The sequence below is a fragment of the Bacteroidota bacterium genome (genome assembly GCA_017303905.1).
In the GTDB taxonomy this organism is placed as follows: Bacteria; Bacteroidota; Bacteroidia; order B-17B0; family Aurantibacillaceae; genus JAHEYG01.
The window spans coordinates 128,163-149,707 of sequence record JAFLBH010000005.1 but is presented as its reverse complement, the minus strand read 5'-3'; the positions used below and the strand labels follow the sequence as shown (position 1 = coordinate 149,707).

The 21,545-nt window shown below is 36.2% G+C and carries 19 protein-coding genes; 9 read left to right on the top strand and 10 right to left on the bottom strand.

Features of this window, described 5'->3' with window-relative positions; genetic code table 11:
- Nucleotides 1-5: 5 nt before the first annotated feature.
- The 5 genes from pcaF to J0L69_15965 form a co-directional block, all read right to left on the bottom strand.
- A complete protein-coding gene (gene pcaF / locus J0L69_15985) occupies nucleotides 6-1,211 on the bottom strand; it encodes a 3-oxoadipyl-CoA thiolase (GenBank protein ID MBN8694695.1) in 1,206 nt (401 codons plus the stop codon).
- A gap of 77 nt (nucleotides 1,212-1,288) precedes the next feature.
- Nucleotides 1,289-1,732, bottom strand: a complete 444-nt coding sequence (locus J0L69_15980) for a hypothetical protein (GenBank protein ID MBN8694694.1) — start codon at nucleotides 1,730-1,732, stop codon at nucleotides 1,289-1,291.
- Nucleotides 1,733-1,800: 68 nt separating this feature from the next.
- On the bottom strand, nucleotides 1,801-2,211 hold the full coding sequence (locus tag J0L69_15975) for a hotdog fold thioesterase (GenBank protein ID MBN8694693.1): 411 nt from the start codon (nucleotides 2,209-2,211) through the stop codon (nucleotides 1,801-1,803).
- Between the two features lies 1 nt (nucleotide 2,212).
- Entirely contained in the window at nucleotides 2,213-2,770 is a 558-nt protein-coding gene (locus tag J0L69_15970; protein MBN8694692.1) for a cob(I)yrinic acid a,c-diamide adenosyltransferase, read from the bottom strand.
- Between the two features lie 34 nt (nucleotides 2,771-2,804).
- Nucleotides 2,805-5,183 (bottom strand): TonB-dependent receptor, encoded by a 2,379-nt coding sequence (locus J0L69_15965; GenBank protein MBN8694691.1) that lies wholly within the window; start codon nucleotides 5,181-5,183, stop codon nucleotides 2,805-2,807.
- Between the two features lie 213 nt (nucleotides 5,184-5,396).
- Between J0L69_15965 and J0L69_15960 the strand changes: the two genes are divergently transcribed.
- From J0L69_15960 to J0L69_15930, 7 genes are all read left to right on the top strand, one after another.
- The gene (locus J0L69_15960) at nucleotides 5,397-8,966 is read left to right on the top strand and encodes a PKD domain-containing protein (protein MBN8694690.1); all 3,570 of its coding nucleotides are present in this window, start codon (nucleotides 5,397-5,399) and stop codon (nucleotides 8,964-8,966) included.
- A 238-nt stretch (nucleotides 8,967-9,204) separates the two neighbouring features.
- Nucleotides 9,205-9,579: a response regulator gene (locus J0L69_15955; GenBank protein MBN8694689.1), complete on the top strand. Its 375-nt coding sequence runs from the start codon at nucleotides 9,205-9,207 to the stop codon at nucleotides 9,577-9,579.
- Nucleotides 9,580-9,668: 89 nt separating this feature from the next.
- Nucleotides 9,669-11,573 carry a PAS domain-containing sensor histidine kinase gene (locus J0L69_15950; GenBank protein MBN8694688.1) on the top strand — a complete coding sequence of 635 codons (1,905 nt, stop codon included), beginning with the start codon at nucleotides 9,669-9,671 and terminating at the stop codon, nucleotides 11,571-11,573.
- A 159-nt stretch (nucleotides 11,574-11,732) separates the two neighbouring features.
- Nucleotides 11,733-12,050 (top strand): hypothetical protein, encoded by a 318-nt coding sequence (locus J0L69_15945; protein ID MBN8694687.1) that lies wholly within the window; start codon nucleotides 11,733-11,735, stop codon nucleotides 12,048-12,050.
- Between the two features lie 442 nt (nucleotides 12,051-12,492).
- Nucleotides 12,493-12,717, top strand: coding sequence for a hypothetical protein (locus J0L69_15940; protein ID MBN8694686.1), 225 nt, complete (start codon nucleotides 12,493-12,495; stop codon nucleotides 12,715-12,717).
- Complete coding sequence (locus J0L69_15935) at nucleotides 12,696-13,514, top strand: hypothetical protein (GenBank protein MBN8694685.1); 819 nt, start codon at nucleotides 12,696-12,698, stop codon at nucleotides 13,512-13,514. The genes J0L69_15940 and J0L69_15935 overlap by 22 nt, the downstream gene beginning before the upstream one ends.
- Nucleotides 13,498-14,154, top strand: coding sequence for a response regulator transcription factor (locus J0L69_15930; protein MBN8694684.1), 657 nt, complete (start codon nucleotides 13,498-13,500; stop codon nucleotides 14,152-14,154). Before J0L69_15935 ends, J0L69_15930 begins: the two co-directional genes overlap by 17 nt.
- 6 nt (nucleotides 14,155-14,160) lie before the next feature.
- On the opposite strand, the gene J0L69_15925 is transcribed toward J0L69_15930, so the two are convergent.
- A complete protein-coding gene (locus J0L69_15925) occupies nucleotides 14,161-14,793 on the bottom strand; it encodes a response regulator transcription factor (protein MBN8694683.1) in 633 nt (210 codons plus the stop codon).
- A gap of 136 nt (nucleotides 14,794-14,929) precedes the next feature.
- Entirely contained in the window at nucleotides 14,930-16,693 is a 1,764-nt protein-coding gene (locus J0L69_15920) for a SpoIIE family protein phosphatase (GenBank protein MBN8694682.1), read from the bottom strand.
- 231 nt (nucleotides 16,694-16,924) lie between these two features.
- Between J0L69_15920 and J0L69_15915 the strand changes: the two genes are divergently transcribed.
- The gene (locus J0L69_15915) at nucleotides 16,925-17,548 is read left to right on the top strand and encodes a hypothetical protein (protein ID MBN8694681.1); all 624 of its coding nucleotides are present in this window, start codon (nucleotides 16,925-16,927) and stop codon (nucleotides 17,546-17,548) included.
- 111 nt (nucleotides 17,549-17,659) lie between these two features.
- Nucleotides 17,660-18,040, top strand: coding sequence for a response regulator (locus tag J0L69_15910; GenBank protein MBN8694680.1), 381 nt, complete (start codon nucleotides 17,660-17,662; stop codon nucleotides 18,038-18,040).
- Here J0L69_15910 and J0L69_15905 read toward each other — a convergent pair.
- The 3 genes from J0L69_15905 to J0L69_15895 all read right to left on the bottom strand — a co-directional run bounded on the left by J0L69_15905 (nucleotide 18,023) and on the right by J0L69_15895 (nucleotide 21,356).
- Entirely contained in the window at nucleotides 18,023-19,450 is a 1,428-nt protein-coding gene (locus J0L69_15905; GenBank protein ID MBN8694679.1) for a hypothetical protein, read from the bottom strand. The two genes, J0L69_15910 and J0L69_15905, sit on opposite strands and share 18 nt — an antisense overlap.
- A gap of 92 nt (nucleotides 19,451-19,542) precedes the next feature.
- On the bottom strand, nucleotides 19,543-19,947 hold the full coding sequence (locus J0L69_15900; protein ID MBN8694678.1) for a response regulator: 405 nt from the start codon (nucleotides 19,945-19,947) through the stop codon (nucleotides 19,543-19,545).
- A gap of 8 nt (nucleotides 19,948-19,955) precedes the next feature.
- Nucleotides 19,956-21,356, bottom strand: coding sequence for a PAS domain-containing sensor histidine kinase (locus J0L69_15895; protein MBN8694677.1), 1,401 nt, complete (start codon nucleotides 21,354-21,356; stop codon nucleotides 19,956-19,958).
- Nucleotides 21,357-21,545 lie beyond the last annotated feature (189 nt).

Here is a 21,545-nt window from a genome sequence, read left to right as displayed (position 1 = left end):
AATATTTAGCACTTTTCAATTACAGCTGCGTAGCCTTGTCCAACACCTATACACATGGTCACCAAAGCATACTTTTTGTTTTGTAATTGTAACTCAATAGCCGCTGAATTTAAAATGCGGGCACCACTCATGCCTAATGGATGTCCGAGGGCAATAGCACCACCGTTAGGATTAATACGAGGATCATTATCATCCAACTTCCATTGGCGCGTACAACCTAAACTCTGAGCTGCAAAAGCTTCATTCAGTTCAATGATATCAATATCCTTCCAGCTTAAGCCTGCTTTTTTAATAGCTTGATTACCTGCTTCAACCGGACCCAGACCCATGATTCTTGGTTCAATACCAACAACTGCGCTTGATACAATGCGAGCCAATGGTTTTAATCCAAATTGCTTGATTGCATTTTCTCCCGCCAATAATAATGCAGCTGCGCCATCGTTTAATCCTGAGGCATTTCCTGCAGTTACAGTTCCGTCTTTCTTAAAAGAAGCCTTTAATTTTTGTAATCCTTCTAAAGTAGTATTTGGTTTAGCAAATTCATCTTTTGAAAATTTAATTGGATCGCCTTTTCTCTGAGGAATATCTAAAACAACAATTTCTTTATCGAATCGTCCTGCTGCTACTGCTTTCGCTGCCTTTTGCTGACTCCACAAGGCAAATTTGTCTTGATCTTCGCGATTGATTTTATGTAACTCAGCTACATTTTCGGCGGTTTCACCCATGGCATCTACACCAAATAACTCTTTCATTTTTGGGTTGATGAATCTCCACCCGAAACTACTATCATACATTTGTTGATCGCGACCAAAAGCAGAACTTGCTTTACTCATCACCCACGGACCGCGTGTCATATTTTCCACACCACCGCTAATCATTAACTCAGCATCACCTAACTGTATGTACCTTGCGGCATCTATACTTGCGCTTAATCCGGATGCACATAAACGGTTCACAGTGACTCCCGGAACTGTAATGGGTAATCCGGCCATTAAACCTGCCATACGGGCAACGTTACGGTTATCTTCGCCGGCTTGATTAGCACAACCTAAAATAACATCACCTACCTGTGACCAATCAACTGAAGGATTTTTTTTAATTAACTCTTGTAATACAAAAGTGGCTAAATCATCAGTTCTTACAACTGATAAAGTTCCTCCGAAATTTCCGATGGCGGTGCGAACACCGTTTATGATATAGGCTTGTTTCATAAGCTGAATTAATAAGCCACTAAAGTACAGATTTTACAAGCAATAAAAAACCCCGGAATCGCTCCCGGGGTTTCAGATTATTCTGGTTTGTATTCTGTTTTGTGTGTGTCGTTCGTTTTATAAATATCATCCACATCGTCTTCATCCTCCTTCAGTTCGTGGTGTTTCTCCTTATCCAAATCAATATTCACGATAACAGTTGGGCGAGCCGGTTGTGATACCCATACACCTGCATTCCAAAATACGTAATGGTTTCTCCAATTGTCCCAATAGATATTATACTTAGGGAAAAATACCCAACGGCGATGAATAGCGCGTTTTGGTCCCCAATAAGGATGATAGACTACCACTTTAGCCGGACGAAACGGACTTGGTTTTATTATCACCTTTTTATGTGGGTGATGATGCACTTTATGCGGATGGCCATGATGGTGTTTGCCACCTTTTTTTTGTGCGTTAAGAGTGAATGAAGTCAGTAGCAATCCAATCACCAACGGTAAAATTTTTACAAGCCTTTTCATAACAATGATTTTATGGTTTGATGATTTGACGACAGGAAAATAGAAAGGTTTAATCTTTTAACAAAAATTTACCAATCCTTGGAGGTACGGTATACGGTGCCTTTGAAGAGAGCGACCACAGAATTATCTATGGCCTTAGTTACTTTAATAGTATATACACCAATTTTGTTGGAACAATTTTCTTCTTTGGCTTCCGCAACGATTTCATCTCCCTCTAGTAAAGAAACTAAATGGGAAATGGACGTTTCAACGGAGACTGCTTTTTTTCCGTGTGAATTTGAGGCAAAGGCCAAAGCGCTATCAGCTAAGGAGTATGTAATGCCGCCATGTGCAATGCCAAAGCCGTTCAGCATTTCTTTTTTCACAGTCATTTTTAATTTAGAAGTGCCATGAGCTGTTTCTAAAACTTCAATGCCCAGCCACTGACTAAAGTAATCTTTAGCCATCATCATCTCTACAACATCCTTTGGGGTTTTCATTTTACACTTTGGGTTTCCAGGGAATTTCGTTGGCTTTAAAATCAACAGTTAATTTGCGGGAGAGAACAAATAAATAATCCGAAAGTCGGTTGAGGTACTTATAAATGATTTCTTCTACTTTCTCGTTTTCTGCCAGTTTTAAAACGGCGCGTTCGGCTCGGCGACAAACACATCGCGCTATGTGACAATAAGAAACAACTGTGTGTCCGCCCGGCAGAACAAAACTTTTCATTTCCGGCAAGGTTTCATTCATTTTATCGATGGCTTTCTCAAGAATTAAGACATCCTCTTCATTTATTTCAGGAAGTTTCATTTTAATATCTTTTTCAGGATCGCTTGCGAGATGAGAACCAATAGTAAATAAACGGTCTTGAATCGCAATCAATAAATCAAACAATTCTTTCTCTTGTATATTATCGCGTATTAATCCCAGAAATGAATTTAATTCATCTACGGTGCCATACGCTTCAATTCGAATGTGATGTTTTGGTAAACGTGTACCGCCAATTAAAGAGGTTTCTCCTTTATCGCCGGTTTTAGTATAAATTTTAAAGGCCATAGAATAAAGGTAAAAAAAAGATTAAACCTTTCAATTAAAAGCTAAGGCTTAAGTTAAGATTCGGTAGTATCGGTAATTGATTAATACGTTCGAAAGTAAAGCGATTCACGTAAAAAATATTTTCACGGTTATAAGCATTTGTTGCGCCTCCGCTTATTTCTAAAATTACTTTTTCTGTCCAGTTATAACGGTACTTAAATCCAATATCTAAACGGTGATAATCCGGCAAACGAACTGAGTTTAGGTCGCCCGGTAAATAACCAAGTTCGGCATTAGAAGTTGTATAATCATAATTAAGATTATTGTTGAAATTGATTGCAGGATAATATCCTTGCGTTGGCGTGGTAGGGAACGGAGAACCATAATTCCAACGTACATTCACTTCGAAATTTCGTTTTTTACCGAATGTATAAGAACCCACTAAGTTAACATTGTGGCGACGATCGAAGTTAGGAGGATAATTGATGATAGTTCCTGTTGCTGTATTACCTTGCCAGCGATCATTGAGTGTAAGAGAGTAAACGCTCCATAGATAAAAGCGTTTGTATTCAAATTTTAAAACCACATCAAAACCACGTGCGCGCCCTTGTTCAACTACGTAATCTTTTTTAAGCGCGTCCGGCTTACTTGTATTTTCCGGTGTGTCATCAAATAGTTTATCACGATTTGTATTTATAACCTGATTAAAATTCTTCTGATAAACCTCCACGTTTAAATCGATGTATCTCATGATGTCGAATTCAAATCCGGCTACTACATGATTTGCTTTTTGAACGGAAGAATTCACCTTTTGTGTTTTACCATCTTTATCAAGATAAGTAGAAGGCATTTGTTGATTTTCTGGCGCATTAATGAAACCGTAGAATAAATTCACTACATCTCTGTCAGAACTCGCACTCATGAGAGTTTGGCTGTATAGACCGGCAGCTCCCTTGAAACGAATTTTAGGCGTGAAATTAATTTTAAGGCTGGCGCGCGGTTCAGGTGAAAAAACATTTAAAGAGGCGTAATACATTAAGCGAAATCCGGGTTCAAAAATGAAACGCTTTTTTTGATCAACATATTTATACTTCACATATCCTGAAATATCAGTCGTCGATCTTTCTGCGGTAACTTTTGTAAAGAAAGGATTTTGTAATTGATAAGTTGTATTGGTAATAATGCCTTCAAAACCAAATTTCACTTCGCTTCTTCCCACAAAACGAATAAAATTAAAACCACCATTAAATCCGCTTACACCACTTTTTTTAGAATCAGTTTCAATTTTTGGATTTTGATAACCGATGTTGTAATTCGAAAATGCAAATACACCTTCAATTAAAAGATTAGAACCGGAAGGAATTAATACAAAATTAGAACCCGCGCCTGTAGAAGTCCAGTTATAGGTTGCGATATCCGGATAATCTACTTTGTCATTAAAATTAAATCCAAAAACGCTTACTTTACTTCCGTTTGTGGCATTAATAGAAGCTTTGCCATATATATCGGTAAAGTAAAATGGAAGTCCGTCTTTATTCGCGTATTGGTATAATCTTTTTGAAGTTTGAGGAAGGTAAGAATGTTTCGCTGATACAATGAATGAAGCACTGCCTTTACCATCTTCTTTTAATTTCACGAAAGGACCTTCGAGTACCATTTTTGCCGCAAAAGTAGAGGCGGCTATTTTGCCGCTTAAACGTTTTTTATTTCCGTCGCGGGTGGTGACATCCATCACAGAAGAAGTTCTTCCGCCGTATTCAGCATTAAATCCGGCCGAATAGACATCCGCGTTTTTCATGATATCGTTGTCAAATACAGAGAACAAACCGATAGAGTGGAAGGGGTTATAAATCTGCATACCATCCATTAAAACCTTGTTTTGTACAGGCAATCCCCCGCGAATGTACAGTTGTCCGCCCTGATCGCCGGTAAAAACAACACCAGGTAAAACTTGTAAGTATTGCGCTAAATCAGGTTCGCCCACACTGGGTAGTTTAGCAATAATTGTTGGATCGATTTTTTGAACGGCAACGGTAGTGTTTTCGATTTTCTCGGCTTTTTCGGCGCTGATTTCAACTTCCTTTAATTTGATACCGCCTTTGGTGCAATAATATTTTTTGGAAAGAATTTCACCGGCTGTTATGGTGATGTCTTCCGTAATGGTATCAAAATCAAGATTCGTTATTAAGAGCGTGTATTTTCCCGGAGGTACTTTAGTAATAGAGAAAAATCCGTTGAGGTCGGTATTCGCGCCAATTGTAGTTCCTTTAAAGTAAACATTACTGAAGGGCACTGCTTCTCCGTCGGATTTATTGTAAACAAACCCGCGAACAGAGCCGGTTTGAGCAAAAACAAATTGAAACAGGAAGATAAATGCCGCTACGAAAGTATAACGGCTATATGATTGTGATTTAGAGAGATTCATTAATTTCAAAAAACGGCTAATTTACCAAAATATTATAAGCTTGGTGATTTCGGGTACGTTTTTTAACTAAAAAATTTAGTAGCCATAGATTGAATGAGTGATCAGAATTCAAAGGCCTTTCGTCTTACAGATGCAAGAATTTAATCGAAAATGATGGTTATATTTTTGCTTTGCAGACCTTTATTTTATATATTTACTCTTACAATGTAAACCCTCAGTATCATGAAAAGTATTTTTACTAGATTTTTATTAGTTATTATAATGGTGTTAGCGTCATTTGTAACAAAAGCACAATTACCATATTCCGAGACTTTCGGAGGATCGTGTAATACAAGCTTCCCGGGGAACTGGACAACTGCCGATCCTGACTGGATTATTGATGATAATAGTACAACTTGTTTTGGTGGTGTGCCTGAATGTAATGTGGTGGGTTCTTCCGGAGGAAGTATGATGGCCGGAGCGGATGGTTCCAGTGGTTTAGAAACCACTGTTACTGCTTCAGTAAACGCCTCAGCCTTTACAAATTTAACTTTAGATTGGAATGGCTACCGTTCTACAGGTGCTCCTGCCATGACGGTTGAATATAGTTTTGATAATTCTAGTTTTACTTCTGTGGCATTTACGGATGTAGCTACTGACGATCAATGGCATGCTGTAACAACAGTGAATTTGCCCGCAGCTTGCGATAATGCACCGGTATTGTATATTCGTTTTTCATATACAGGTACTGCAGCAGGAGCGTTTATTGCCATTGATGATATTGTACTTAATGGAACTTCTCTTACAACTTTTTATTGGAATGGTACAGGAGCTCTTCATCAAACTACTTCATGGGGTGCGTTTCCGAATGGAACCGGTCCAAATCCACTAAGCTTCACTGCTGCGGGTCAAACATTTAATTTATATAACAATACAGCCGCAACATTCAATGCCGCATTAACTGCGCCATGGGCTGTTAGTGGTGGTACCGTGTTTTTAAATCTTGGTAACGGAACAACTATTAATACAAACCTCACTATTCCGGCAGGTTCAGCGTTATCATTAACAAATGCTACTTTGAACGTGAATAACAGTTCTACTTTAACAATACAAAATACTACATTTCCGGCAGCAGGAAATGTGAGTGTTTTAAGTGGTTCTACAATAGATTTTGCTCAAGCCGCGCCTGTTACTTTATGGAATAAGACGTATCATAATTTGACTATTTCGGGAGGTGCAAATAAAACGCAGAATGGTAATACTACAATTAATGGTGTTTTAAATCTTGCATCTGCCACTTCTAATTTTAGTATGGTTAGCAGTCCGCTTTTAAATTTAATTTTAAATGGATCAATAACAGGTACAGGATCTATTTTAACAGGTAACACGCGTGTTACAATTGGCGGTAGTGGCGTATTCGGAACGATTCGTTTTGGTGTTGGTGCAACTAACCGCACAATTAATAACCTGACGGTGAATCGTCCTTCTGGTGATATTACCTTAGGAAGTAATTTAACTGTAAATGGTTCTGCTGCTTTAACTAACGGAACAATAAATATTAATAGTAATAATCTGACTTTTAACGGTGCAGTTACTTTTCCGGTTGCTGCCTCTAATGGTGTAATGGTTGGTTCAACAACTTCTACGCTCAATATTTTAAATACAGGAGCAGTTAATAACAGTTTGTTGATGGATCAAACTTCTGCAACCACTTCTGCATTGCGCGATTTAACTTTTAGTCGTTCGGGTGGAACTTTAAATCTTGGTAACCCATTAAATATTTGGGGAACCATCACGCCTTCAGTTGGTACAATTGCTTCCGGATCTAACTTGACAATTAAGAGCGATGCGAGTAATAAAGGACGTGTTGGAATCATCGGAGCTTCTGCCAGCTTAACCGGTAATCCAACGGTTGAAGTATTTAAGAAAGCTGGTTTAACTAACTGGATAAACTTATGTTCGGGTGGTGTTATTGGTGGAAATATGGCAGGTTGGAATTCTAGTTTCGCAATCACTTGTTTAACTTGTCCTGACGGAACGCAAGTAGGAGGTGTAACATTTACTTCAATTTATACCTATGATGAAACGACTTTTGTTGGTGATGAAACAAACGCATTGCATTACGTAGAAATTACAGCATTAACAGGCATTAACTCGAACGAAGGATATTGGGTATTTATTGGAAATGGATTTCCAAATACAACAGCAATTACAATACCACTTCAGGGATCAGGTGTTAATACAAAGAATTCAGCTTCATGGAATTTAAGTTTAACAGGAGGTGTTTCTCCTAACAACGGATGGCATTTAATTGCAAATCCATTCCCTGCTCCAATTTCAGTTGCTAATATGTTAAGTGCGATGGGAACAGCCTCTGCAAATATCGATAACACATTCTTTGTTTACGATTCAAACTTGGAGACAAACGTTCCTTTTAGTGCTTCAGGTTCTAATTCAGTAATTCCAATGGGACAAGCTTTCTCTGTACGTTCGTTACAAAATGGATTATCATTTAGCTCGAATGAATCTTGGAAATTGGCCGGAACCAATAACTCGGATGTATTAAAGATGAACGCCGCTACTCCTTATTTCTGGGATGATTTCTTATTGGATGTTACAAGTACATCATTTAGTAAGCCTTTCTTCGCTAATGCATACTTTACTTTTGACCCGGCAGCAACAACAGGTTTCGATAACGGAAAGGATGCTTACTTTACAGGAAATTCCGTTAATCCAGGTTTGCCGGTAATTTATAGTACTACAGGAAGTCAGAAATTTTTACGTAATGCCTTACCAAGTTTAGGAGGAACCGTAACTATTCCGATTACCGTAAATACGGCCACAGCAGGAGTATTCCAAATTACAGGTGTAAACTTTAATAAGTTACCGGCCGGTGCTTGTGTTACATTATATAATATAGCCAATGCAACATCTCATAATTTAAAGTCCGGACCTTACACAGCTACAGTGAGTGCCAATGTAACTACACCGCAATATGAATTGAGAATTACCGTTAATCCGGGTACATTATCCTCCAATGTTAACAATCCTTTATGTAAGAAGGGTAATAATGGTTCGGTAATTGCTCAGGGTACTTCTACTTCCGGACCATGGAACTATACTTGGAAGGATGCAAGCAATAACGTTATTAAAACATCCCTAAACAAATCAACAGCCGATACATTATTAAACGTTGGAGTCGGTAATTATCAGGTTGATGTAAATACTGTTGGGTCTTGTGATAACGCAAATGCCAGCTTTGTTCTTAATAGCACAGCACCATTACCTGCATCAGCATTTACAGTAAACTTTGATACTTTGAATGTTAATGGTACAACCCAATTTGTGTTTACAAATAATTCAACGAATGCAGATACATACAGTTGGCATTTTGGCGATGGTAATACATCAGCGCAACAAAATCCTTCTTACATGTACTCAACTGCCGGTAATTATAATGTAAGTTTATATGCTATTAATTCTACATGTGCCGATTCATCCATGTTTACCTATCAGGTGCATGCAGTTAATAGCCCTACATTGTCCGGAGTTTTAGCTTACCAAAATTTGGATAACACCATTAAGGTAGGGAAAGATGCCCGCGGTATTTATGTAGACTTAGCGTTTGATAAGAGTACAAAAGCTACAATCAGCGTAAATAATATTTTAGGTCAGGTGCTGATTTCTCCAATGAATGTAGAAACAACAACGGAGAGATACTATCTTGATTTAAATGCTAAGGAACAAATCGTATTCGTAACTGTAACAACTACTGAAAAACGATTTACGCAAAAGATATTCCATAATCAATAGTTAAATTTTATTTCAAAAATTAAGCCCCGCAATTGCGGGGCTTTTTGTTTTCATGGATATTCTCAGTTTTGTTTCTTTGATGCAAACGTCTTTTATATGCAACTTACACGCTGTTTTATTAATTTTGTAGAATTATATCTACAAATCGCACGTAAAAAATCATAGGCATTTGGGTGTTTTCACACTTTTTTTTTAAATAATATGGGGGTAATTTTGTATCAGATAGGCAGATAAAAAAATGGATAATAACATCATATTCTATTTAGTTGATGATGATGAAACAAGTAATTTCATCAGTGAGTATCTCATACTGGCACAATTTCCAAAAGCGGTCATAAAAAAGTACACCGATCCTTCCCGGTTTATCGATGATGTTTCTAAAACCGGAATAGAACAAAATTCTATTGTATTACTTGACTTAAACATGCCGCAAATGAATGGGTATGAATTAATAGGTAAAATTGAAGAGCTGGGTATTGAAATGAATTTTATAATATTGACTTCTTCAAGCAATTTGATTGAACGCGATTACTCTAAGCAATTTAAACAGGTAAAAGCATTTTTGAACAAACCTCTTAATGCTGAAGCAGTCTACTCTTTATGTATTAATTAGAGTGTCTAAAAAGTGAATTATCAGGTTATGGAAGTGTCCATAACGCGTAAACGATACACCGTTCCGGATAATAAAAATTCCGGTTTTATATGATAATTGATGACAAAATTAAAGTGCTCGACGACTTAAAGAAAAGTGAAGCGTTAAACCGTGGAATTTTATCTGTCCTTAAATCCCAATTAGCGGTAATAAATAATTTCGGTAATATTATATTCGCCAACGAATCATGGTTTAATTTCAGCAATAAAAAAGTAAAGAATACATTGGTAAGTGGTAAGGTGGGCGACAACTACCTCGATGTATTATTTTTAAGTTCAACAAAAAAAAACGCCAATGCCCTTAAAGTGCTGGATGGAATTTATAAAATTTTAAATGGCAAGCTCAATTTTTTTCAATTAGAATATAAAACAGAAATAGCTAATAAGGAAAAATGGTTTTTACTCTCTATAACCGGGTATGATGAGTCGGATCTCAAATTAGTAATAAGGCAAGTCGACATTACGGATCGTATATTATTTTCAAGAAAAATTGCGAGAAGCGAGTCGAGGTACAGAGAAATACTCGAACGGAGTAACGAATTAATCTTTTCGTTTGACTTAGAAGGAAAATTCGTTTTTTTAAACAACTATTTTAAAAAAGCATTTCTTTATAACGACCAGGAAATTGAGTTGGTTAATATTTTCAATATTATACATAAAGAATCATTCGTACCCTTTAAGCGCTTATTAAAAAAAGTTTTGGCCGGAAAACCCGTTAAAGTACCCGAAACCGCGTTTGTTACAAAAGCCGGCGTGAAAATATACATCGAAGGAAACTGCTCGCCTTTATGGGAGGATGAAGTGCAGATTGGTGTACAATGTTTCTTCAGAGACATAACAGAGCGCAAACACATGTTGGATGTATTGGTTAAAAATGAGCGTAAGTATAAAAATCTTGTAGAAAACATTAATGATGCGATTGTTGTGCGCGATTTATCGGGGCGGGTAAAATTCGCAAATAAGCGTTTTTTAGAATTAATCGGATTAGAAGAGATCGAGTTGATTAATCTTAATTTGGAAGAATATATTGCCCCCGGATGGCAAGCGGGATTACGAAAGCATTACGCAGATTATATACACGGATATGAAAAAGAGGTTTCATTTGTGTACGAAGGACTCACAACCGCCGGAAAAAGATTGTGGTTAGAAGACAGGTTGTCGCCGGTTATAGAAAAGAATAAGTTAGTTGGAATACAGACAATTATTCGCGACATAACTGAGATAAAGAATAAGGAATTCGAAATGAAGAAACTCATTAACGAACTTACGAATAGAAACAATGAGATGATGCAGTTTAATTATATTGTTTCTCATAATCTCCGATCACCAATAGCCAATATTATTGGTTTAACAAGCATTTTAAATCAGAGTAATATAAACGAAAAAGAACGTGACAGAGTTCTTTCGTTTATCAGAGAGGCCTCCTTGAAAATGGACGAAATCGTGAAGGATTTAAGCTCAATTCTTTATGCCAAATCCAGCATCAATCAAAAGCGAGAGAAGGTTTATTTTCATAAATTATTGCAGGGCATACTTGAAACGCTTGAACAGGAAATTCTGAACTCGGGTTGTTTATTGTGTATAGATATAGATGAAAATGCAAGCCACATGTTTACCATCAAAAGTTATCTGGAAAGCATATTCTATAACCTCATCAGTAATGCTATAAAATACCGATCGGTACAGCGTGTATTGAAATTACATATAACGGTCGCTAAAAAGGGAAATGAAATTGAAATAAAGATATGTGATAATGGAATTGGGATAAATTTAAAGGAGTATGGTGAACATTTATTTGGATTGTACAAACGATTTAATTTTGATACGGAGGGTAAAGGACTTGGCTTGCACATGACCAAAACACAGGTTGAATCGATGGGAGGTGTTATTAATGTTGAAAGTGAGCCCGATGCCGGAACCTGTTTTACCATTTTGTTTCCGATGGCCTACGTATAACTGTTCTGTAGTTGTATAACTACAAAAACGTGTGTGTTTTTACGTCACTGATTTTTTAAACCAATCTAAATCAAACAATTGTTTTTCAGGTGTTTCAACACACGTAGGGTAGCCTTGAAATAGCTCTAATTTTGGTTAAACTTATAAAAAAATACAATTATGGCTTTTACAGGAAATGAAGGAGAAATGGTTTCTCTTGAAGACGCTGCCAGATGGACAGCTAATTATCGCAATAGCGAGCACTTTGATGGTGTTAATGCAATTTTTTATGGAATTAATCACCTAAACAGTTTGTTAAATCAACGTGCTTGTCAGGGCATTCGTATTTACAAAGCAATTGATGATGATGGAAATCCTATTATGGTGTTGGTAGGAACTAATGAAGACGGAAATGACATGACCGACGGTTATATTTTGGAAAAGGGATTTGGTTGTCCACCATATTGTGATGGAAATGGAAGTCAGTTAATGGGTTAATTTGTTTAAATTAGGGACTTTTGGTCCCTTTTTTATGTCGCTTATTTTATACTTTGTTAGCTTCATGATGTTGATTCCAATTTTTATTGGTCTCGGTAAATCAATCTATAAGTCTGCGGATTATAAAAGTGTTTTTTGGCTTTTAATTATTTCTTTAGGAATAGAAATAATTACTTTAATTCTTATGAAAAGAAACATAAATACGCTAGGTATTTTCAATTGTTTTACAATACTGGAGTTTGTTTTCTTGTCATTTTTCTATTCAAATTTTACAAATAGTGTCAAGAAAACCTATTTTAATAAAATAGTATTATTGGTTTTTTTGCTAATTGCCCTTATTGATCTCTTTTTTATTAATGGGTTTAAAAGAGTTAATACTTTAACGGTATCAATAGAATCCATCACCCTCATTGTTTACTCCCTGATTTCTTTTTATCTCATTATGAGTCGGATGTTATTCGATAAATTATTAGATGCGCCTTTTTTCTGGATTAATATTGCTGTACTTTTTTATTTTTCGGGTAGTTTGTTTTTATTCCTGTTTGGAAATTATCTGATTAGTCAGGGTAATAAAACGTACATGGAAATGTATAAAATTCACACCTTTGTAAATGCGGTTTGGTATTTATTTATTAGTATAGGATTTTGGAAGGTAAAGAAGGCATAGATTTTACGGTTATCGTGGTATTAGGGAGTTTGGGCATGCTTACCCTGGCTTCTTTTATTGTTGTATTTGTTATGTACTATCAAAAGCGCATGTTGGCTAACAAAACCATTCTTCAGGATAAAGAAAATGAATTTCAACGTCAGCTCCTGGATGCCTCCGTTGAGGTAGCTGAGGCCGAACGAAAAAAAATTGCCGGTAATATACACGATGATGTGGGTATGACTCTCAATGTGATTAAACTTAATTTTACGAAAATTAAAAGAAACATAAACGACACAAACCTTACTCTGCAATTGATTGAAGACAATCAAAATATTTTGGAAGATTCCATTTCTACATTGCGCGCTATTTCCCACGACTTAATGCCGCCCACCTTATCCATCCTTGGTTTAATAAAGGGATTAAAGGAACTGTGCCGTCAATTGGATTTAAGTGATTTGGTAAATGTAGAATATCAGAGTAACGATGTGGAAGTTACCTTTAGTAAGAAAAATGAATTGCAGCTGTATCGTTTAATTAAAGAGCTTCTTAATAATGTAATTAAACACAGCGGCGCAACATCCATTAAACTGGAGACAAAAGTTCAGGATAAACTTTTAATAACCACCATTTTTCATAACGGTGTAGGCATCACTAACGATGTAATAAAGGAGTTAATTCAGGCGGGTAGGGGAATAGGGCTTAAAAGTATTCAAAGCAGAGCTCAGCTTACCTCCTCCGAATTATCTTATATGAACGGAGCAGAACATCAACCAAAAATTACGCTTAAAACACCGATTTATGACGGAAAAAATTAATGTAGCCATTGCTGATGATCAGCATCTGTTCAGAAAAGGAATCATTTCACTTTTAAAGGAGTTTGATGAAATTAACATTCTGTTTGAGGCGGTAGACGGTAAAGATTTAATGGATCATTTAGAAAAATCAGAACAATTACCGGATGTAATATTGCTCGATATTGAAATGCCGATAATGAATGGAATTGATGCGCTCAAGAAAATCAAATCAAAAGGTTATCCAACCAAAGTGATTATTTTAACCATGCATGATGAGGAGGAAATGGTGATACATTTGATTGAAACAGGTGCAAATGGATTTTTACCTAAGAGCGAGGACATAGATAATGTGGTGAATGCCATTAAATCGGTGGTTGAAAGCAATTATTATTTTAACGATAAATTTTCGAAGGGTATGTTGCGAAGTTTGATTTCCAACGAGAAAATTACCCCTAAATTTAATTACAATCAGCTTTCTGATATTGAAACTGAAATTACCCGGTTAATTTGCGAAGAACTTACCAATAAGGAAATTGCCGCGATACTTGATTTAAGCGTACGTTCAGTGGATGGACACCGTGAAAGAATTCTGAAAAAGATTGGAGCGAAAAATACGGCCGGTATTGTTATGTACGCCTATAAATGTAAACTGATTAAGTAAAACTTTTTACACCAGGTTGTAGTCGATGGCAATTTTAATAAGTTGCGCATTGTTTTTTAGGCCTAATTTTTTCAAGATACGCAAACGATACGTACTTATTGTTGTTCCCACCAGTTTTGTTTCCTGTGCAATCGTTTTATTCGATTTGCCGGCAGCCAAAAGTTTCAGCACCTGTAATTCTCTGCTGCTTAATTGCTCAATGGATAATTTTTTTTGCTTGCGGGTTTTTTCCATTAAACTCAGGAGAGTATTTGAAGAAATATACTCTTTACCGGCCAGCAAATATTTTACAGCGGTTTTAAACTCATTGATTCCTGAACTTCTGGATAAATATGCCATCGCTCCGGATTTTAATACTTTATAAGAATAGGAGTTCTCCGGATAAATACACATTACCAATATTGGTAATTCCGGATAGGAATTTTTAATTCTTCTGATAGCGGAAAAATGATTTTTGCCTACTTCCGATTGACTAAGTATTAGTAAATTAAATTTTTTGTCAAACAGCAGCTTGTCAATTTTATGAAAGGTGTCGGCTTCAGAAATTATTATTTTATCATAATCCCTGCGTAATAAATGAACTATTCCGTTACGGCTTAAAGGATAATTATCGGCAACTAAAATTCGGATGGTAGACATATTCTCAGTACTTAGTGATACTAATATACTAATAAACGAGAAATCATTCTTTTAATTTAGCTCAATAGCTTGTTTTAGGCGTTGACTTTGTTAACGATTTGAGGTGCTAAACTGAGTATTTGAGAGCGTATCTGTTCTATAATTTAACGCCCAGTAAAGTAACATCATCCACCTGAAACTGATCGCCTTTCCATTTTTTAAAAGCATGCTCATATATTTTTCCCTGCGTATTAAAGCTTTCGTGAGTATTTTGCTTTATTAATTCCAATACATTTTTTCGCATTAGTTTTTTGCCTTTCGGTCCGCCAAATTGATCGGGTAAGCCATCGGTAAACATATATAACGAATCGCCTTTTTCATAGGATATAACGCTTTTATGAAACGGTTTTATTTCATCTCCGTGTCCGCCAATCGAGAAGCGATCGGCTTCTAATACCAATATTTCATCATTTCTGAATATATATGCGTTATTATACGCGCCTGCAAACGAAACAGTCATGTTGGATTTGTCTACGATGCAAAGTGATAACGACATGCCGTCTCTTAAGCCTTCTTCAATATTTCCTTTCTGAAACATTTTGGTAATGGATCTATCGATTTCATGAAGTATCATTTCAGCATCATCAATTTTCCGATCTGTAATAATGTAATCTAATAATTGATTCCCAACCATCGACATTAACGCGCCGGGTACACCGTGCCCCGTACAATCGGCACAAACGTAAAATACTTTATCGCCCGAATTATGCAACCAGTAAAAATCACCGCTGATAATGTCTTTTGGAAGATATAAAACAAACGCTTCATCAAAGGCTTCATTCACCATGCTTTCAGTTGGTAAGATGGCTCTTTGTATACGGTTCGCGTAATTGATACTGTCGTTAATGTCTTTGTTAATGGATATAAGTTTACCATTCGCTTTTTTGAGCTCTTGTGTACGTTCCTCAATTTTCCCTTCCAATTCAACCAGCATGTTTTGTAAGTTACGTTCCGTTTCCCTTTTATCTAACCACGACTTAAGCATCACGCTTAATGTGTCAATCAAGTTATGAGCTTCGGTAAAGGAAGGCCCGATTGTTTTTTCCGACAGCTCGTTCTTGTAAAATAGTTCAATTTGTCCTTGTTTGCCCGATGAGGTTTGAAAGGAGGAATTTAAAAAGTGGAATGATTCATTAAACTGCTCTGTGCAGTAAGTTAAGTTGTCAAACGTTATTCTGGCGCTAATTTCATCCGGTAACCGGCAGCCGGAAGGAAGTAAGCTCACGATATTATTTAATGTGGTATTTACATTTTTATTACTGTTTAGCAGATTAAAAACAGTATAAAGTAACTGTTGTTCCTTTATTCTTTCTTCATAGGTTTCCTTTTTACGTGCCAGCTCTTTGTAGAGTTTTTCCTTTTCCTTTTCAATTGTTTTAGCTTCCGAATTATCTTTCATGATACCCATGTATTTAACAGGCGTGCCGATTTCATCCCATTCCGAAGCGCTTCCGGTGCTGAATATCCAGATATATTGTTTGTTTTTGTTCAGCATTCGCATATTAAAATGGAATTCCTGTTTTTCGCCCGATAGCATTTTAGAAAACGCGTCTATCGCATTTTCTAAATCCTCCGGATGAATCAATTCATGCATAATGCCATAAGTGCCATACGCGTGAAGTTCTCTGCTTGTATAGCCAAGAATTTTAGCGTAACTGTCGTTAAACGAAATCATATTGGTAATAGTGTCATATTCCCATAAGCCCAGTTGCGCGCATTCCAATGCGTTTTCAAGTTTTTTGGCGGCATGCTCCTTTACTTTGGATAATAAACCGCTATCATTGGTAGAAAAGGAAAGTTTATTATCCTTAAAATGAATACTGATAGGATTGTTGTTTTGATTAATGTGTTTTGCTTTCATGGTGATTTTATTTTGAAGCAAAGTAAAGGCAAGTATAAGGCATAAGCGTAAACACAAAACACGAAAATCTTACATGTGTTATAGAGTTTTGTGAAATAGGAGTGAATACCGTCGTTTTTAAAACAAAAAAATAATAAATCTTACATGCACTAAGAATGTAAGATTTATCGGCTTTCCGGCGCAGGATTGCTGCCGTTACTTTGTTCCATAAATTTTAAAAAACAATTTACCATGAAAACAACAGTAAACAAAACAGCAAACAAAATGCAATTAACATTAAAAGTATTAGCAGTAGTATTAGTATTTATCTCAAGTCAGGTTTTTTCTCAAGACCGCCTTATTAATGTAGGTATAGGAGCTTCCAGCACTGTAGGAGGTTGCGGATTCGGTACGATGTATAATCCAAGCATACATGTAAGTAAGGGCCCGATGCAAATTGAACTCTCTGCCAATATTCAAAAGCGTAAACTTAACTTTACGGGAGCGCAATTATCATTAGAATATTCCATTTTTGACGGATGTAATAATATACTGGATGAATTTGCACGCGAAGGATTTCAGGTATTCCTTTTTACAAGCGCTAATTACAATCACGGCGCTTATTTAGGGAAATCACAATTGAAGGTAGAAAAGCGTGTGGCCAGTGATAGCGAAGTTAATTTCGACGCTTTAAGATATAACACCGTGGACATGACTGCGGGTTTTGGGGTTAAGCTTCAGTTTTTAAAGCATTTTAAATGGGTTAATTCAATCGGATTTACCGGCTGGCAAACCTTACAGGGCGAAAAGGCTACTTACAGAGAATACGCTTCCTTTTGCTTAAAATTAAAAAGCGGTATAACATACGATTTCTAGACGTAAAACCTTAATTATTTTCAAAATTGAAGCGGCTTTTTATTATATTTGTTGGTAATGACACGGAAAACATTGAAGATTAAAAAACCGGCGAGTAAATTTTCGACAGTTATGCTGATTGATGATAATGAAATGGATAACTTCATTAATCAAAAGATAATTGAAGCAAACTCATTTGCCACCGAGGTTTATACCAATACCAATGGATTAAGCGCTTTGGAGTTTCTTAATAATCTGGCCGTAAAGAAGGATACGCTGAATGAAATGTTGCCCGATGTAATCTTTGTCGATTTAAATATGCCTCTCATAAATGGCTTCCAGTTTATCGAAAAGTTCTATGAAATGCCCGATGAATTTACCTCAAGAAGCAAAATAGTTATTCTTACCTCCTCATTAAATGAAGGCGACAGAGAAATAGCGAGAAGATTAAATCCGGGAATTGTGTTCCTGAATAAGCCTTTAACTACAGAAGCTTTATCGTCTCTTGGTTAAAGCCAACGATTCAAGTTCGTGTTGTAAAAAACTGAGTATTTTACGCCCTTTAAAATTGTAATAGTTCAATTGTTCCAGCGTGTCTTTGTACTTTGCAAGCGAATTTTTCTTATCCAAACCATCTGAAATAAGATACATCAATTTAATGGCTTCCTTAACGTTTTTAAGTCCGTCATTTCCAAGAGAAGCCACCTTACGACTTAGTCCTTTCAGCGTGTTATCGGCCATTTCAATATCGTCTTGTAATATGTACAAATAAGCAAGCGTTAATTTAATTTCCGTTTCAACGGTAAAGTAATTTTTAAAACTAACCTCATTAAGTAAGTCGTTTAGTAAAGTGATACTGTTTTTAACTTTTCCGCTAAAATAACTCGAAACACCATTGTAAAATTTATAAATCACATGCGTGTGTAAATCATTGCCGTCGTAAAACACACTCTTTTCTGAGTCGCCAATTTCCTCCTTGCGGTTCATGGCAATCAGAAAATCAATTTTTGAAAGCAAAAATTTAAAGGAAAGGCACAAATTGTTCTGGAGCAGCCATCGCTCAAATAACACATCGATTTCTTTATAATAGGTACTCGCTTTTTTTAGTTGGTTCAGTCCGAAATAATACTCAAAGTTTAAAAAATTAATAACCGGCTTGTACAAGCCCGTACGATTATCTTTCGTAAACAGGTTGATGATGTTTTCACTTCGCTTTAATAAATCCTCTACCGGCGGAGCTTCTTCAATTTCAATTTTAGCAAATAATTCCGACTGAATTAAAATGATGTTGTAAATAATTTCAATACGGGGCGATTTATAGAGTGAATAAAGATTTTTAATTTCTTTAATAAGTAATTGCAGTAAATCCGCGTCTTGCGGCGCGGCGGAGAAGTAGTAGGAGGCAAGTGTTCGGTTAAAATTACAAAGCGTTTCTTCCGCTTTTTCTAAGGCTAGCGCGTAGGCCACCTGATTATTGTATAATTGAGAATAATGGTAATATTTATCAGAATAAAAATTCGCCTTTTTAAGAGCGCTGTAAACGTTTATTAATTCGCCCGGCGAATCGGAATTAATATATTTATTTTCCAGTTCCTTCAGCATGGCAATGGCCGTTTCAACCGGATGCTCATACAGGTAAGTACTAAGGTTAGATACATTGCTTTCGTTTCCTATTTGTACCACCGAAGTATTATGATCCAGCAAAAAGCGCTGTATTTTATCGTATAATCTTGATTTAAGTACGTAATAAGAGTTATCGGTACATTTCAGTTCTTCCTTAATCTCTTCATCACTTAATGTCCCTTCTTTATAGTTTTGCAAAAGTGAACTGAATTTAACGGAATTAGTGCCTTTCAAGCTTTCTTCAAACTCTTTAAACTGCTCCTTGTTTAACTGACTAATTATTTTTTTAAGTTTATTCATAAAATACTGTAAAAAGCAAACTCACTTATTCTGTACTGTAGAGCGACTCGAAAAGTAAATATATAAAAAATCAAATATTTTAATTCATGTTGCTATCCAAGAACGTCCATAATGTTGTTGAAATTATCAACTGTTATGGGTTTTATAACATATCCTTTCACTTCAGAAATATCCCTGGCTTTCGAAATATCCACAGGATGCTCAGAAGATGTTACAATGTAAATAATGATTTGCTTTTCAATATTACTTTTCAAAGGCAAAAATTCATCCAAAAATTGCCAGCCGTCCATTACGGGCATGTCAAGATCTAAAAAAATCACATCAGGAAGATTGTCCGAGCTTTTTTTGTTGTCACAGAAAAAATCAATTGCGTCTTTTCCGTTCGAAAAAATCATTATTTTTTTAGTGCGCTGAGTTGTTTCAATGGTTTTGCGACAGAGAAACTGGTAGATCTCATCATCATCAATTACACAAACTGTTTTTTTAGATTCTTCCATACGTAAATTTAGAAAATTATTCGAAATGTGCAACCTTTATCCGGCTCGCACTCCGCGGTAATTTGTCCGCCCATCGATTCAATTTGTGTTTTTGTAATGAACAAACCAACCCCTTTTGCATCGGGATGCTTATGAAAAACCTTATTTAAACCAAATAGTTTATTGCCATGTTTGTTCAGGTCAATTCCCATCCCGTTATCACTCACCGTTAACATAACTTTACCGTCTTTAATAGATGTTTTAACGCGTATTATAGGCTTTCTGTTAACTGAGGAATATTTTAATGCGTTATTAATTAAATTGTACATGATGCTTTCCAGATATACCGTCGAGTATTCAACACTTGGGGCTTCTTTAAAATCGGTTTCAATATGCGCGTTTGCGTCATTAATCATTATCTCCATTCCGGATTTGATTTTAAAAAAGACATTCTCAAAATACACAGTTGAAATAAGCGGTTTGTTTCCGTGTTGTATCACCAATACATCCATTAAATTATTTAATGTTTCTCCCAATCGCTGCACGGTAATCTCAAATTTGTCGAACATGATTTTGCGTCCCTCTTCCGTTTTCTCGTTTTTATAAAATTGCAAAAGCGAATTTAAGTTAGAAACCGGCGAACGTAAATTATGTGAGGTGATATAGGCAAAGTCTTCTAATTGCTTATTTTTCGCCATCAAATAATCGGTCATGAAGCGTTGTGTCACATCGCGTATGGCTGCTGCTACTAAGCCTTCTTTTTCAATCGGACTCAAACTAATCTCTATCGGAAATTCGCTGTTGTCTTTTTTACGTCCGAATAATTTTAATCCCGTACCCATGGGGCGAACATGCGGATTTTCGAAAAAATTCCCCCTGTGTCCGGGATGTTTGTTGGCAAACCTTTGCGGCATCAATATCTCTACTTTTTGTCCGATTAATTCGGTACGCGAAAATCCAAACATTTTTTCGGTTTGTAAATTCACCAATTCAATAACACCTTGTTTATTTACTATTACCATGGCGTCGGGCGCCGATTCAAGCAAATTCTCAAAACGTTCGGAAAGCTTTGTTTTTTCGGTTACATCACGAATAGCCGCCGCTACCAATTCTTCTTCTTCAATCGGACTTAAACTTATTTCAACAGGGAATTCGGAGCCATCTTTTCTTTTGCCGTATAATTTAATTCCTGAACCCATCGGACGAACATGTGGCGAAGCAAAATAACCATTTCTGTGTCCGCCGTGTTTTGGCTTAAATCTATCCGGTATCAACATTTCAATGGCATTACCAATTAACTCGTTTTTAGGATAACCAAATATTTTCTCGGCTTGTTGATTGGCTAATTCAATTATGCCTTGTTTGTTCACAATTATCATGGCATCAGGAGCGAACTCCAGAACCTTTTCGAAATTTTGAATCCTCTTCATTTAATGATATGTATAGTTGTTTTGAGCTTAAACCGCCCGCCTTTCTAAATTTTCAATTTTAACCCTCTTAAAAATATTAATCCTTTGTCTTTCAGCTGTTTTTTAAACCTGAAAAATCTTACACGTGTAAGATTTTGGTGTTTTTTGTAGGTTTTTGCGTAGGCTGTCCTTCTACATTTACGCCAAACT